Annotated in this window: 17 protein-coding genes; 8 read left to right on the forward strand and 9 right to left on the reverse strand. The window is 51.7% G+C overall.

The genetic code is table 11. The features are described from left to right. Window positions 1–4: 4 nt before the first annotated feature. The 4 genes from ROA7450_RS11295 to ROA7450_RS11315 all read right to left on the reverse strand — a co-directional run bounded on the left by ROA7450_RS11295 (window position 5) and on the right by ROA7450_RS11315 (window position 3,957). Window positions 5–400, reverse strand: a complete 396-nt coding sequence (locus ROA7450_RS11295) for a hypothetical protein (protein ID WP_085805821.1) — start codon at window positions 398–400, stop codon at window positions 5–7. A gap of 114 nt (window positions 401–514) precedes the next feature. After that, window positions 515–1,387, reverse strand: coding sequence for a 3-hydroxyisobutyrate dehydrogenase (gene mmsB, locus ROA7450_RS11300; protein WP_085805822.1), 873 nt, complete (start codon window positions 1,385–1,387; stop codon window positions 515–517). Continuing rightward, the gene (locus ROA7450_RS11305) at window positions 1,384–2,436 is read right to left on the reverse strand and encodes an enoyl-CoA hydratase/isomerase family protein (protein WP_085805823.1); all 1,053 of its coding nucleotides are present in this window, start codon (window positions 2,434–2,436) and stop codon (window positions 1,384–1,386) included. The genes mmsB and ROA7450_RS11305 overlap by 4 nt, the downstream gene beginning before the upstream one ends. 378 nt (window positions 2,437–2,814) lie before the next feature. Continuing rightward, window positions 2,815–3,957, reverse strand: a complete 1,143-nt coding sequence (locus ROA7450_RS11315; protein ID WP_085805825.1) for an acyl-CoA dehydrogenase family protein — start codon at window positions 3,955–3,957, stop codon at window positions 2,815–2,817. Window positions 3,958–4,229: 272 nt separating this feature from the next. Here ROA7450_RS11315 and ROA7450_RS11320 point away from each other — a divergent pair, with 272 nt between their 5' ends. Further along, a complete protein-coding gene (locus ROA7450_RS11320; RefSeq protein ID WP_085805826.1) occupies window positions 4,230–4,538 on the forward strand; it encodes a hypothetical protein in 309 nt (102 codons plus the stop codon). Between the two features lie 119 nt (window positions 4,539–4,657). On the opposite strand, the gene ROA7450_RS11325 is transcribed toward ROA7450_RS11320, so the two are convergent. From ROA7450_RS11325 to ROA7450_RS11335, 3 genes are all read right to left on the reverse strand, one after another. Next, window positions 4,658–5,221: a L,D-transpeptidase gene (locus ROA7450_RS11325; RefSeq protein WP_085805827.1), complete on the reverse strand. Its 564-nt coding sequence runs from the start codon at window positions 5,219–5,221 to the stop codon at window positions 4,658–4,660. A gap of 115 nt (window positions 5,222–5,336) precedes the next feature. Further along, entirely contained in the window at window positions 5,337–6,470 is a 1,134-nt protein-coding gene (locus ROA7450_RS11330) for a carboxylate-amine ligase (protein WP_085805828.1), read from the reverse strand. Between the two features lie 162 nt (window positions 6,471–6,632). Further along, window positions 6,633–8,132 (reverse strand): CoA-acylating methylmalonate-semialdehyde dehydrogenase, encoded by a 1,500-nt coding sequence (locus tag ROA7450_RS11335; protein WP_085805829.1) that lies wholly within the window; start codon window positions 8,130–8,132, stop codon window positions 6,633–6,635. A 102-nt stretch (window positions 8,133–8,234) separates the two neighbouring features. On the opposite strand from ROA7450_RS11335, the gene ROA7450_RS11340 reads away from it, so the two are divergent. The 3 genes from ROA7450_RS11340 to coaD all read left to right on the forward strand — a co-directional run bounded on the left by ROA7450_RS11340 (window position 8,235) and on the right by coaD (window position 10,218). Beyond that, window positions 8,235–9,134, forward strand: a complete 900-nt coding sequence (locus ROA7450_RS11340) for a LysR family transcriptional regulator (protein WP_085805830.1) — start codon at window positions 8,235–8,237, stop codon at window positions 9,132–9,134. 63 nt (window positions 9,135–9,197) lie between these two features. After that, a complete protein-coding gene (locus tag ROA7450_RS11345) occupies window positions 9,198–9,632 on the forward strand; it encodes a CBS domain-containing protein (RefSeq protein ID WP_085805963.1) in 435 nt (144 codons plus the stop codon). A 91-nt stretch (window positions 9,633–9,723) separates the two neighbouring features. After that, window positions 9,724–10,218: a pantetheine-phosphate adenylyltransferase gene (gene coaD, locus ROA7450_RS11350; RefSeq protein ID WP_085805831.1), complete on the forward strand. Its 495-nt coding sequence runs from the start codon at window positions 9,724–9,726 to the stop codon at window positions 10,216–10,218. Window positions 10,219–10,221: 3 nt separating this feature from the next. Here the strand turns inward: coaD and ROA7450_RS21175 are convergent, their stop codons facing one another. Further along, window positions 10,222–10,365, reverse strand: coding sequence for a hypothetical protein (locus ROA7450_RS21175; RefSeq protein ID WP_200812953.1), 144 nt, complete (start codon window positions 10,363–10,365; stop codon window positions 10,222–10,224). Window positions 10,366–10,435: 70 nt separating this feature from the next. Continuing rightward, window positions 10,436–11,437: a type I glyceraldehyde-3-phosphate dehydrogenase gene (gap, locus tag ROA7450_RS11360; protein ID WP_085805833.1), complete on the reverse strand. Its 1,002-nt coding sequence runs from the start codon at window positions 11,435–11,437 to the stop codon at window positions 10,436–10,438. A gap of 228 nt (window positions 11,438–11,665) precedes the next feature. Between gap and ROA7450_RS11365 the strand changes: the two genes are divergently transcribed. The 4 genes from ROA7450_RS11365 to ROA7450_RS11380 all read left to right on the forward strand — a co-directional run bounded on the left by ROA7450_RS11365 (window position 11,666) and on the right by ROA7450_RS11380 (window position 14,409). Then, a complete protein-coding gene (locus ROA7450_RS11365; protein ID WP_085805834.1) occupies window positions 11,666–12,637 on the forward strand; it encodes a DUF808 domain-containing protein in 972 nt (323 codons plus the stop codon). 181 nt (window positions 12,638–12,818) lie between these two features. Further along, window positions 12,819–13,061, forward strand: coding sequence for a hypothetical protein (locus ROA7450_RS11370; RefSeq protein WP_143534429.1), 243 nt, complete (start codon window positions 12,819–12,821; stop codon window positions 13,059–13,061). 45 nt (window positions 13,062–13,106) lie between these two features. Continuing rightward, window positions 13,107–13,916, forward strand: a complete 810-nt coding sequence (locus ROA7450_RS11375) for a pentapeptide repeat-containing protein (protein WP_159454036.1) — start codon at window positions 13,107–13,109, stop codon at window positions 13,914–13,916. Window positions 13,917–13,935: 19 nt separating this feature from the next. Further along, the gene (locus ROA7450_RS11380) at window positions 13,936–14,409 is read left to right on the forward strand and encodes a hypothetical protein (protein ID WP_234999501.1); all 474 of its coding nucleotides are present in this window, start codon (window positions 13,936–13,938) and stop codon (window positions 14,407–14,409) included. Window positions 14,410–14,534 lie beyond the last annotated feature (125 nt).

The raw sequence follows: 14,534 nt of genomic DNA on the forward strand, positions 1-14,534 counted from the left end.
CGCTTTAATCTAGCACATCGGCAACCGCGCCGATCACATTCAAGATTTCGTGGGTGTCCTCGTTAATCGTGTAGACATAGTCTCCTAGGCGGACATGATAGCCATTTTTGCGAAACCCATATTTTGATGGGTTTTTGATACGATGGTATCCGCCAGGAAGGTATTCACCTACACCATAGTATTTCTTGGCCTGTCCGGGAGGAACGCAAGGAATGTTCTTCTTGGCTAGGCCTGGCGGGCAATGACCGTAGTTTGAGCCGCCTTGCGGGGCAACGCGCTGGACCTCAAAACCATCATTCTTGTGGTTTTTCTTCTTGCCCTTACCGTTATTTGCAACGGCGAACGAGGGGCTGAAGGCCATTGCGATAGCTGCGACAAAGCCGATCAGAGAGGTTTGCATGATGTGCCCATTTCGGATTGGTTCCAAAGATTCCCGCGGTCGAGTTTAATCCGGCACTCGGCCAATGGACACAGCAGATATCAAGTTGCGCGTAATCCCGCGCGCGATGGCGGTTTATTTGCGCCCGCGATGTTGGAACCGGGGCAGCATGGCGGAGAAGTCTTTGCCCAAGCCATCTTCGTCTTCGACGAAACGCTGATAGAGCTCCAATGCCAGTTGTCCCATCGGTGTGTCGGCATCGGCACTGGCGGCGGCTTGTTGGCTAAGCCCAAGGTCTTTGAGCATCAGCTCAGAGGCGAAACCCGGTTGGTAATCGTTGTCTGCAGGCGATTTTGGGCCAACGCCGGGGGCGGGGCAGTAGGCGTTCATCGTCCAGCTGTAACCCGAAGAGGTGGAGACCACATCGAACATCTTGGAGCGATCTAACCCCAGTTTGTCGGCCAAAGCAAAGGCTTCGCAGGTAGCGATCATAGTGACGCCTAAGATCATATTGTTACAGATCTTGGCGGCTTGACCTGCGCCTGCTGCGCCGCAATGCACGGCTTTTTGACCCATGATATCGAACAGCGGCTCTGCCACGGCAAATGCAGCATCAGACCCGCCTGCCATGAATGTGAGCGTACCAGCAGAGGCGCCACCGACACCGCCAGACACTGGAGCGTCGACAAACAGCAACCCGGCTGCGGTGGTCTGGTCATCCACCGCGCGGGCGCTTTCGACATCGACGGTTGAGCAATCAATCAGCGTGGATCCGTTACCCATGGCGGGAATGATCTGATCTGCCACGCTGCGCAGGATCGCGCCGTTGGGCAGCATGGTGATGACCACTTCGGAATTTGTTGCGGCTTCTGCGGCGCTCGCAGCCATTGCCAGCCCGTCGACGCAGACATCTGCTGTATCGAACCCTACGACCTCATGCCCGGCTTTGATCAGATTGGCGGCCATAGGCCCACCCATATTGCCCAGCCCGATAAAACCAATTTTCATGATGTGGCGTCCTTATGCTCAAAAGTCAGGGTGTTCTTGCCCAAGGGCATCAGCATTTGCGACACCTCAAGGGCAGGGGGATTGTCAAAGCTGTGCAGCCATTCAGGACTGCGGTCCTTATCGATAACGGCAGCGCGGATCCCTTCGAGGAAATCGCCCTTTTCCTGTGCCCGGAAAGTAAAGCGATATTCCATCTCAAGCGCACGCTGTATGGTGGCGTTGGGGCTACGCACGCGGTGGATCAGTTCAACCGCAGTGGCCATGGCCAACGGTGAATTACGTGCCATCATTTTAAGGGTTTCGTTGGCAAAGTCAGAGTTGTTTGCCACCAGAGCATTCTTGATATCGCGCAAAGCCTCACCGCCGAAAAACCGATTGATCTGCGTAGCTTGATCGCGCAGGGGGCCGCTGATGGCGGGTTTGCTGTGTTGTTCCAAGATCGCGACATTCCCGGTTTCACAAAGCGTTTCGATTAAACCGGGCCATTGTGTACGAGGGATATAAGTGTCTGCGAAGCCAGCAAAGATGGCGCAATCTGCCTGCATTCGGGCCGCAGAAGTGCCCAGATATTCGCCTAACCGCCCCGGTGCACGCGCCAGCAGCAGGCTGCCGCCCACATCCGGCACCAGGCCGATGCTGACCTCGGGCATGGCGATCTGGCTGTTTTCACAGACGATCCGGTGCGATCCGTGGCAGGAAATGCCAACCCCGCCGCCCATGGTGAAGCCCTGCATGAAGGCGACATAGGGTTTGGGATAGTCCGCGATCAACGCATTCAGGCGATATTCATCGCGCCAGAAGGTTTGACCATAAGCAAAGTCGCCTGCACGGCCAGCTTTGTAGAGATCCTGAATATCACCCCCGGCGCAAAAGGCTTTGTCGCCTTCGGCGTCAATGATGACCAGTTTAACATTGTCGTCAGAGAGCCAGTTGATCAGGGCTAACTCGATCTCCAGACACATCTCATATGTGATGGCATTGTGCGCCTGTGGCCGGTTGAGTGTGATACGCCCGGCGTGGCCTTGAGTGCGGATGTGGATGTCAGGCACGATTTCTTTCCAAGTTTTTGATCAGTTGTTCCAATTTGGATACTCGATTTACCCATTCTCTTGGATTGCGTCCTCTGAAACCACAAAGATCGGATTGCATTTGACGAAATATCCAAGCGCAGCAAATTATAAAGAACAGTGTTGAAATCATAATGATAATGCTCAACGCAAGATCTCCAATTATCATAATATTCTCTGAGGCCAAAACCATCAGCGAGCCGGAGAAGATTATCGGAGCGCTCAAATAGGCTAGCCAAATTATCAAACATATCCATCCATAAATCACTGAGGTAATTAGCCCTGAATCAGGGCCGAGGTTTTTGACGAGCCCTAAGTGCAGTTTTCTAAAAATAATCTTAAGTCTCAGAAATACTTGGCTCATTTGTTATCCAACAGATCCCGCGCCACAATCAGGCGCATGATTTCGTTTGTCCCTTCGAGTATCTCATGCACGCGCAGGTCGCGCACGAGTTTTTCGATGCCGTAGTCGGCCAGATAGCCATAACCGCCGTGCAACTGCAGGCATTGGTTGACGGTGTTAGATCCGGTCTCGGTCACGAACTTCTTAGCCATGGCGCAGAACTTGGTTGCGTCGGGCGCGCCTGTATCGAGTTTCCATGCCGCCTGGCGCAGGAACATACGGGCGGCTTGCAGTTCGATCTCTAGATCGGCCAGGCGAAATTGCAGCGCTTGAAACTGGTCGATACTGCGGCCAAAGGCGCGGCGTTCAGCCATATAGGCAAGGGTTTGGGTCAACGCCTGTTGGGCGGCGCCCAAGGAGCAGGCTGAGATGTTCAACCGTCCACCATCCAGTCCCATCATGGCGTATTTAAAACCGTGTCCTTCTTGCCCTAACAGGTTTTCGGATGGGGTGAGGCAGTCATCAAATTGGACCTGTCGTGTGGGTTGGCTGCGCCAGCCCATCTTGTCTTCCAGTCCGCCAAACGACAGCCCTTTACTGCCGTCTTCGATGTAAAATGCTGAAATGCCCTTGGGGCCGTCTTGGCCTGTTCGAGCCATAACCACATAGCCATCTGAATAGCCGCCGCCGGAAATGAACGCTTTGGTTCCAGTGAGGGCATAGCCATCTCGCGTCGATTCAGCTCGAGTTTTCAAAGCTGAGGCATCGGAGCCTGAGCCCGGCTCGGTCAAACAGTAGGACAGTACTGTTTTCATGGCCAAAACGTCGGTCATCATGCGAGATTTCAGGTCCGGTGTGGCAAAACTGTCAATCATCTTGGCACACATGTTGTGGATCGACAGAAAGGCCGCAACTGAGGGGCAGGCCATGGAGAGCGCTTCAAACACAAGCGTGGCATCCAATCGTGTTAGCCCTGCACCGCCGTTGTCTTCAGACACGTAAAGCCCGCCAAATCCAAGCTGTGCGATCTCTAACCACAGCTCTTTTGGAATGGTGCCGGCACGTTCCCATTCTTGCGCAAAGGGGGCGATGTGCTCTTGCCCAAAGGCATAGGCCATATCGAAAATCGCGTTTTGTTCTTGGCTTAGAGCAAAATCCATCGCGGGCCTCGCAATTATAGAAATGAACGTGTGTTTAATTAACGTGCATATTGTCCATATGGCAACCCTATCAGGTGCTTGTATCGAGCATAGTGTTCTTGTGCGGTGTGCTATTATAGCGCTAGATAGTCAGGGTAAGTTATTGTGAAAATTTAATATCTTCTTTGGCAGGTTGACTTTACGTCAATTTTTTTCTTTGAAAAATGCCCCATTTTCGCCCAATTGTTTAACAATAATTGAAATCGTAAAACGAGTATTGAACCTATGTGTTTATGGGTTCTGAGTTAGAAGAGTGTGTAATGATGAGTGATCTTATATTTGTGCCAACGTATCCTGACCCGGTCATGTCTTTTCAGTCGGGTATTGATGAAGGGCACGCTGACCTGCAGCAAAGCCTGAAGCAGGTCGTAGGGCATTTACCTCCAGCGCTTTTGAAAATAGTTGCCGAAGATTTGGGCCGATTTGAGCGATCGGAGCCAGTATCGTCCTTGACGACAGAGGTTTTCAAAAGAGCAATCAGCGCCTATCAAAGCGCGCAGTTATCGAACATTGCTAACCCCAAATCTATCATGGCGTCTTAATTAACGAGCCGTCCAAACTGCGCAGCATTGAAGCCACGGGGAGCGCCTTCACAAAGAACCCGTTCTGAAACCGATGAATCAATTCATTACATAGGTGTGCGTCATCGCAGCTTTAGTTGTTAGAGCAGCAATACCTGGGTTCCGACAGCCACTTTTTCAAAAAGTGCTTCAACGTGTTGATTGTAAAGGCCAATGCATCCGCTTGAAGATCTACGCCCGATCTTGCGGGTGTCGTGGGTGCCGTGAATCAGATAGGCAGGCCATCCCAAATACATGGCGCGGGTGCCCAGTGGATTGCCGGCTTCTCCACCTTCCATGCGCTCAGGTAGGTCCGGGTCGCGTTCCCGCATTGAGGCTGTCGGTGTCCAGCTGGGATTTTCGGCTTTGCGTACCACTTCGGTATAGCCGCGTTTAGTCAGTTCTTCGGTTTGCGGCACGGAAGAGGGGTAGAGAATATAGGTCTCGTTGGTGTCCCAGTAGTGTAGAGCGCGGCTGCTGATGTCCGCCACGATGCAACCTTTACCAAGGCTGTCAAAGTGATCGCTCCAGTGTTGGGTTTTGAAGGCCGAGGCGTTGCGGCGCGTGGTTTCAGGCGCTTCCTGCGCACGGATTAAGCTTGGGGTCGCAAGTGCGGCCAAGCCGGTAACAATCGCAGTACGGCGGTTCAGGTGCTTCAATGTCATAACGGGTCTCTGCTGATGCCTCGAATTCCAGACAACTTAGGCAAAGACACGTTTAAAAACGAGGGGGAATAGGGGCGGCATTTTGCCCCTCACGGAGTTGTGATGGAGATTGGCCTTAAAGATCCGTGTGGAATTCTTCGATCAGATGTCGAACTACTGCTTGCAGGGCATGATCTTTATCATATCCATTTTCAATTGCATCGAGATAGGTTTGCCGTTGCCGCGCAGAGCTGGTGCCCGTGTTGAGGATCTCGCGGCTGCGTTCTACCTCTTTGATGGACTTGAAGAATTCAGCATCTTCTTGCACAAGACCGATCATTTCTTCGACCAGCTCTTCCATCGGCACAATCTCGTGGCGGCCAAAGTCGATCAAACCTTCTCGTGTGGCATAACGTTGTGCGCGCCAGCGGTTTTCGGAAAGCAAAAAATTGTCGTAGATCCTCCAACGCTGGTTGTTGGTCGCTAGACGCCAAAGCATGCGAGTTAAAGCCTGCGTCAAGGCGGCCAAAGTCAGTGTATGTTCGAGCCGTGGTTGGACATCGCAGATCCGCGATTCAATGGTTGGAAAGCGCGACGACGGGCGCAGATCCCACCAGATTTTGGAACTGTCTTCAATAACCCCCAAATCGGTTAGGGCAGAAACCGCGCGCTCGTACTCGCCAAAACTGTCCATATTGGGGGGCATACCGGTACGTGGCAAGTTGTCAAAAACCGTCAGGCGGTAACTATCCAAGCCAGTGTCGCGTCCCTGCCAGAAAGGCGAGGAGCAACTGAGGGCCAATAGGTGTGGCAGGAAATAACACAGCTGGTTCATCAGATCGATGCGCTGATTGGGTCGTTCAATACCGACATGCACGTGCATGCCGCATATGAGCATGCGCCGCACAACACCGGCCAGATCTGAGGAGAGGGCGTTATAACGTTCTTTTTCCGTATGGCTTTGATCGCGCCAATCTGAAAACGGATGACACGAGGCAGCAATCGGGGCGAGGTTGTATTTGGCCGCATGTTTTGAAACGCAGGCGCGCAGGCGTTTGAGCTCTTCTCGGCCTTCATCGACAGTCACGCAGACCTTGGTACCGATTTCGATCTGGCATTTGAGGAACTCTGGCGTAACCTGATTTTGCAGCTCGCTTTGACAGGCCTCCATCATCTCAGAAGGGGCTTCTGACAGAGCTAGACTGTCCTGATCGACCAATAGATATTCTTCTTCAATGCCAATGGTGAAATCTGGTGCTGCTGCAGTCATGGGCTCTCTCTGTTGATGTACATGACGCTAGGAAAGTCGCATCCAAACAGAGTGTCAATGCAAAGGTGATGATCGAGGCCTTGGATTAGAGGGAGTTGCAATAAAATTCAGAGCCAAAAAGAGCGGCCATTCGGCCGCCCTTTCTTTATTATAATTAAAATCTTAGTCCATAGCTTTGAAGTTGAACTCGCCACCTTCCTTGATGCCTGAGGGCCAGCGTGCGGTAACGGTTTTGGTTCGGGTGTAGAACTTGAACGAATCTGGACCATGCTGGTTCAAGTCGCCAAACATGGATTTTTTCCAACCGCCAAAAGTGTGATAGGCCAGAGGCACTGGAATTGGCACGTTGATGCCGACCATGCCGATGTTGATCCGGCTTGCGAAATCGCGTGCGGTGTCACCATCGCGGGTATAGATTGCGGTGCCGTTGCCGTATTCGTGGTCCATCGCCAGACCAATTGCTTCCTCGTAAGAGCCAGCACGCACACAAGACAGGACGGGGCCGAAGATCTCGGTCTTGTAGATGTCCATGTCTGGGGTGACGCGGTCAAACAGGTGGGGGCCAACAAAGAAGCCATTTTCATAGCCCTGCAACGAGAATTCGCGGTTATCGACAACCAGTTCAGCACCTTGATCAACGCCGGACTGGATCAGGCCCATGATGCGTTCTTTGGCTTCGCGGGTGACAACAGGACCGTAATCAACATCGTCGCCGTCTGTATAGGGGGCAACACGTAGCCTTTCGATGCGAGGTACCAGCTTTTCAACCAGACGATCTGCTGTTTCCTCGCCCACCGGAACGGCGACAGAGATCGCCATGCAGCGTTCGCCAGCCGCGCCGAAACCGGCACCGATCAGGGCATCAGCAGCCTGATCCATATCAGCGTCTGGCATGACGATTAGGTGGTTCTTGGCGCCGCCAAAACACTGCGCGCGTTTGCCGTTGGCAGTTGCGCGGGAATAGATGTATTGTGCAATCGGTGTGGAACCGACGAAGGACACGCCCTGGATGATTTCGCTGTCGAGCAGGGTATCAACGGCTTCTTTGTCGCCGTTCACAACCTGGAATACACCGGCGGGCAGTCCAGCCTCAACAAACAGTTCAGCCAGCATCAGTGGCACGGAGGGGTCACGCTCGGATGGTTTCAGAACCACGGCGTTACCGCAGGCTAAAGCAGGACCAACGTGCCACAGCGGCATCATTGCAGGGAAGTTGAAGGGCATGATCGAAGCCACAACGCCCAGAGCCTGCTTCATCGAGTACATATCGATACCAGGGCCCGCGCTGTCGGTGAATTCACCTTTGAGCATCTGAGGCGCACCGATGCAGTATTCGATCACTTCCAGACCACGCTGCAGGTCGCCCTTGGCGTCTGGGATTGTTTTGCCGTGCTCGCGGGACAGGGTCTCGGCCAGTTTGTCCATGTCGCGGTTCATCAGGCCAACCATGGCCATCATAACGCGGGCGCGTTTTTGCGGGTTGGTTGCTCCCCATGCGACTTGCGCGGCGGCGGCATCTTCGATGGCCTTTGTGGTTTCATCAACGCTGGCCATTGGGCATTGCGACTGAACTTCGCCAGTGGCGGGGTTGAAAACGTCCGCAAAACGGCCCGATGTGCCTTTGTTTTGCTGACCATTCAGGAAGTGCGTGAGTTCTTGCATGGGATCCTCCATTTAACTTTGGATGATGTTTACCATTGCAATTTTATTCGTAAAACAGGCAATATCCCAAAAGTATCATGCAAAAATGCAAAGGACGCATGAATGGATGCGCATTGGGATGATCTCAAGATCTTTTTGGCGGTGGCACGCAGCGAAAGCCTCTCAAGGGCTGGACGCATTCTCAAAGTCGATCCTGCGACGGTCGGGCGGCGTGTCGCGCGGCTTGAAGATGATCTGAACGCACCGCTTTTTGCAAAATCTCCAACGGGTTACGCGCTGACAGATGCAGGGCAACGATTGATGGGCCATGCGGAGCGCATGGAACAGGCGATGATCGAAGCATCCGAAGAGATGGCAGGTAAAACCGGCGGGCTGACAGGACAGATCAGAATTGGCGCCCCGGATGGATCGGCGAACTTTCTGCTGCCAAAGGTCTGCGCAGAAATCGGAAATGCCAATCCCGACCTTGAAATTCAGATTGTGGCCTTGCCACGCGTGTTCAACCTGACACGGCGCGAGGCGGATATGGTTGTGGCCGTTAGCCCGCCTACAGCAGGGCGCAGGCTGACGGTGCAAAGGATTGCCGATTACAAACTGCACTTGGCCGCTTCCGAGGCGTATCTGGAAAAACATCCGCCTATTGAAACGCTTGAAGATCTGAAAGGGCACAGGATCATTGGCTATATTCAGGACATGATATTCGACAAAGAGTTAGATTATCTCAGCGCAACAGGGTTAGAGCGTGTTCATCTGGCCTCCAATTCTGTTTCGGTTCAGATCAATTGGGTCCGCCAAGGATGTGGCTTGGGTGTCGTGCATGATTTTGCGATGCCTTGGTTTGATGGATTGAAGAAAATCCTCACGGATCAGGTCAGCCTTACGCGTAGTTTTTATTTGGTACGCCACGCCGATGATCGGCGGTTGGAACGACAAAATCGATTTTCTGCGGCTCTTGTCGATGGCATGCGCAAAGAGGTTGCTCGGCTTGAGGCGCAGACTTGACAGAGACTTAAGGATACCGGAACCTGTTGTTAAGAAATATAATTGCTCAAAGAGGTGACCAACATGCTTGTACAACAAATCCTTGGCACCAAAGGCGACAATGCAGTCACCACGGTTAAACCTGACACCAAAGTCTCAGAAGCGACGCAAATTCTGGCTGAACGGCGCATTGGTGTGTTGATTGTCTCGAAATCAGGTAACACTCCAGATGGGATTTTGTCAGAGCGGGATATTGTCAGGTCTTTGGGTGTACGGGGTGCAAGCACTTTAGATGAGAACGTTGACAAGATGATGACGCACAATCCGGTGTGCTGCACGCGTCAGGACACTTCTGATGTGGTTCTTAAGCGGATGACGGACGGACGTTTTCGCCACATGCCAGTGGTGGAAGATGGAAAATTAATCGGGATTGTCACCATCGGTGATGTGGTCAAAGCCCGGATGCAGGAACTGGCGATGGAAAAAGATGCCTTGCAAGGCATGATCATGGGCCACTGAAGGCGAAAACACTCAATAACTGTTCGTTCTATGACTTGCATTTGGCCGCGCAATATTGTTGCGTGCGCACCAGAATAGACGGAGATAAAAAATGCGCATTGGCCTTTATCCTGGCACCTTTGACCCGATCACTTTGGGTCATATCGACATTATCCGTCGGGCATCAGCCTTGGTTGACCGTTTGGTCATTGGTGTTGCGATCAATCGCGATAAGGGACCTTTGTTTACCCTTGAAGAGCGTGTCGCAATGATTGAGGAAGAATGCGCAAAATTAGGTGCGCAAACCGGTACAGAAATCATTGCACATCCTTTTGAAAATTTGCTAATCGATTGTGCCCGCGATGTGGATGCGGGCATTATCATTCGTGGGCTGCGCGCTGTGGCAGATTTCGAATATGAATTCCAGATGGTCGGGATGAATCGCGCTCTCGACGACAGCATTGAAACCGTGTTCCTGATGGCCGATGCCGGGCATCAGGCAATTGCATCGAAACTTGTTAAGGAAATTGCCCGCCTTGGCGGAGACATCTCCAAATTCGTGACGCCGTCGGTCAAATCCGCGCTGATCGAACGTTTCGGAAAGTAAGGTTTAACGCCAAAAGGCAAGCCATTCCACGAGAGTGACGAATTTCTGACCGACGAAGACCGTGTTCGCCCAGTCAAACACAATGCCATCGACGCAAAGGGCGATGACGATCAAAATACCTAATGCAACAGCGACTTGGTTGGTCATTTGGCGCACCCAAAAGAAAAGGTCCCACCGGGTATGCCCGACGGGACCTTGAAGTGCAAGGATTTGATTATTAACCAAGTTTTCCCATCGCAACGGCCACATCAGCCATCCGGCAAGAGAATCCCCATTCGTTATCATACCAGGCCAGAACACGAACCAGACGACCACCGATGACTTTGGTTTGCTCTGGCGCAAAGATCGAGCTTTCCTCGGTGTGGTTGAAGTCGATGCTGACCTTTGGCTCCGGATCATACCCAAGAACACCTTTGAGCGGACCGGCTGCCGCTTCGGCGACGATTTCATTCACGTCTGCTTCGGTCACGTCTCTTTGCGCAACAAATGTCAGATCAACGGCAGAGACATTGGCAGTTGGGACACGGATGGCGGAGCCGTCCAATTTACCTTTGAGCGCTGGTAGAACTTCCCCCAAAGCTTTGGCCGCACCGGTGGAGGTAGGGATCATCGACATCGCCGCAGCGCGGGCGCGGTACAGGTCCTTGTGACGGCGGTCCAGTGTGGGCTGGTCACCGGTATAGGCGTGAATGGTGGTCATGATGCCCGATTCAATGCCGATGCCTTCGTGTAAAACCTTGGCAACCGGGGCCAGGCAGTTGGTGGTGCAAGATCCGTTTGAGATCATGTTTTCACCCGCTAGCATTTCGGCATCGTTCACGCCGTAAACCACGGTGCGATCAACGTTTTTACCGGGAGCAGACAGCAGAACCTTCTTTGCACCACGCTCAAGGTGCTTTTGGGCTTTCTCACCGTCGTTGAATTTGCCGGTGCATTCCAGAACAACGTCAACACCGGACCAATCCAGCTCGTCCATATCATAGGTCGAATACATTTGCATCGGGCCTTTGCCCAGATCCATGGAGTTCTCACCCAGAGTAATATCATTGGGGAAACGACCATGAACACTGTCGTATTTGATCAGGTGGGCTGCGGTCTCAAGCGGGCCGGTCGCATTGACCTTGACGACTTCGATATCGTCGCGAGTGCTGGTTGCGATGTGGGCGAGGGTGCAGCGGCCGATGCGGCCAAAGCCGTTGATGCCAACTTTGATGGTCATTGCGTCTTCTCCTGAACAGGCGGTTTGGCTGCGGTATAAAATGGGTGGCAGTCGGGTGAAAGCGTAAAAAGCCCGCTTTGCTGCGTGTTAGCGATAACTTTCATCACAAATTGCTGTAGTGCGAAATGACGAGGATGTTTCCGTGTCGGTGATCGTCCGCAGGTCTTGCACCCGGCATTCAGACGTTTCACAGTAAAGCAAACGTATAACGAGATTGAGGGGACTGCCATGAGCGGGTTGCTGGCGCTGCTGGATGATGTTGCAGGGATCGCTAAGGTGGCGGCGGCGTCGGTGGATGATGTGGCGGCGCAGGCGCTGAAGGCGGGGTCCAAGGCGGCGGGGGCGGTGATTGATGATGCCGCGGTGACACCGAAATATGTGCAGGGGTTCGCTCCCAAACGTGAGCTGCCAATCGTTTGGAAGATCACCAAAGGTTCTTTTAAAAACAAGCTGTTATTCTTGTTACCTGCAGCGCTTTTGCTGTCTGAATTTGCGCCATGGATGATAGCACCACTACTGTTGCTGGGTGGCGCTTACCTGTGTTTTGAGGGTGCTGAAAAGATCGCGCATGTTTTATTTCCGCATGAAAAACATGATGAAAAACAAACTGATAAGGAGGAGGATCTCGCGCACCTTGAGGAAGAAAAGGCCAAAGGGGCGATCAAGACTGACTTTATCCTGTCGGCTGAGATCATGACGATCACGCTGTCGGCCATTCCGCCCACCAACATCTGGATGCAAACCGCGATCCTCGCCGCGGTGGCCATCGGGATTACGGTGATCGTTTACGGAGCGGTTGCCCTGATCGTGAAAGCCGACGATGTAGGGCTGTTCATGGCCAAGAATGGCCGTTTGGGCGTGACCCGATCGCTGGGCCGCGGCATTGTAAGAGTGATGCCCAAGTTTTTGAAATTGCTCATGATTGTAGGAACCGCCGCAATGCTGTGGGTCGGCGGATCGATCATTGTGCACAGTCTTGAAGTCATGGGCTATGGCTGGCTGGGGCATCATATTCATGACTGGGCCTATGCCGTTGGGCACATGGTGCCGGCTGCCTATGTCGGGTTCATGGAATGGTGCGCCAAGGCGGTGATGGACGGAATTTTGGGGCTGGCGATTGGGTTTGTTTTGATCCCGGTGGTGAGCAAAATCATCATGCCAATCTGGAGCGCGGTGAGCGACAAGCAAGCGGCGCATTAAGCCGCAAAGTTTTGTAAAAGTTGTACAGGTTGTACGTGGGTTTCGTACAAAACGCGCGGTGTTGGTCGCTGGCCGGGGACGGTGGGTTGAAAGCCCACCCTACGGATTTACAGTTTGCGGTGGAATATGTCGCGCCGTTCAGGCAATTTGGGGTTGATTAACCTTTTAACCCGAGCGTGCCATGAGTGATTTGAAACCAGCAAATGAAAACCGCTGGTATGTGTTGATGACCCTTTATGGAGAGCAAGATGGGGATGAGATTGATTGGGCGTTGCATGAGAAGAATGTCGCGGCTTGGAACTCTAAGATTAACGAAGTGAATGACCGTCGAACGTGGAGAAAAATTGAGAAGAAGTTTAAAGGTAGACTTCCGAGTAATGAAGACCGCCAAAAAATCCAAGAGGAAATTCCAAAACTACATTGAGAAGAATTTATACGGCGAAATGGAAACGAAGTTCTCTATCCGGGCTTGCCAGATTTAAGTTTAGGGATTGAGTTAAATAAATGCCATTTTCAGATTTTTCTGATTTGTAGAGATTTTGTCTTTAGTCAAGATACTCTCTTTCAAGAAGTAGTCTTCGATCTAAGAGCAGATTTTTCAAATGTATTGTTTGAAGGAATAGCGGACTTCAAGGGGGCAAAGTTTGACGAAGCCGGATTTGAGGGAACGGAATTTTGTTCGGTTGCTTTCTTCATTAATGCAACGTTTTCGAAGCATGCAAATTTCAGAAACTCCAAATACAAATCTTCTATTTCCTTAGAAGCGGCCGAATTTTCAGACAGTGCAGATTTTGCATCATCTGTGTTTTCTAAGCGTGTCAATTTTTCTGATACAGTATTTATTGAAACGTCCAAATTCGAAGATTGCCATTTTCATGGGGAGACGAAGTTTTTCTCGACGGAGTTTGAGCGAGTAACATTTTCCAATTCGAAGTTCGAAAGCGAAGTCGATTTTGACTATTGTTTGTTTAAGTCGCATGCGAGTTTTGTTGGTTCGGCTTTTAATGGCGCAACATATTTCATTAGTGCTGAATTCGCTGGTACAGTAATCTTTGCGCGATCTTTGTTTTCTGATTATGCGTATTTTATAAGCACCCTATTTTTTATCGGCGAAAGCGATTCAGGCTATGAGATAATGTTTAGCGATTGTGCTTTCTTAAAGCCGGTTACTTTTCGGGGTGCAAAGTTCAAAAATGTTTATCCTGTATTCACGGGAACAGTGTTTTCTGAAAAAGTGGTTTTTTTCGGCGGATTCAGCCCTTTGGCCTGTAAGAAGTGAACAATTACCGACAGAAGTGATGGAATCTTGCGCAATAATTCGTCATGCGTTGAGTAAGCAGAATCTGCCCGAAGATGAGCATTTCTTTTTTCGTAGGGAAATGGAGGCAGCTCGACAAATCGGGACCTTTGCTCAACGATTACCATATACATTTTACAAGCAGCTTTCCAATTATGGGCATTCTATTGAAAAACCAGCGAATGCGTTGGCTTTTCTTTGGTTGGTGGGCGTCTCGTTGTTTTCATTACATTTTTGTTGGGGATGGTTTGCGCTTGTTGGCAACATTGATAACCCGACATTCAATACAGCAATGGGTTTAAGTTTTTCCAATATGTTCCCTCCGTTTGGCTTTGGAAGATTGTATTTTACTGGGGAATTTATGCGTGAATTGCCTCCTATTTTGCAGGTTTTTTCGGCGTTTCAGACGGTGATGAGCTTGCCGTTGTTATTCTTTCTAGGCTTGGGGCTCAGGCAGCGGTTTCGGTTGAAGTGACGGGGCAGGCGGGCAGAAATTGCCCACCTTTCGAAGCGTTGGTAAGGGCATTCTGCCTTGCGCGCCTTTGGCGCGCGCGCCCACCCCACCCCCCACGGTGATGGGCGCAGGGATGCGGTAAGGGG

The organism is Roseovarius albus (assembly GCF_900172335.1).
GTDB classification, from domain to species: domain Bacteria; phylum Pseudomonadota; class Alphaproteobacteria; order Rhodobacterales; family Rhodobacteraceae; genus Roseovarius; species Roseovarius albus.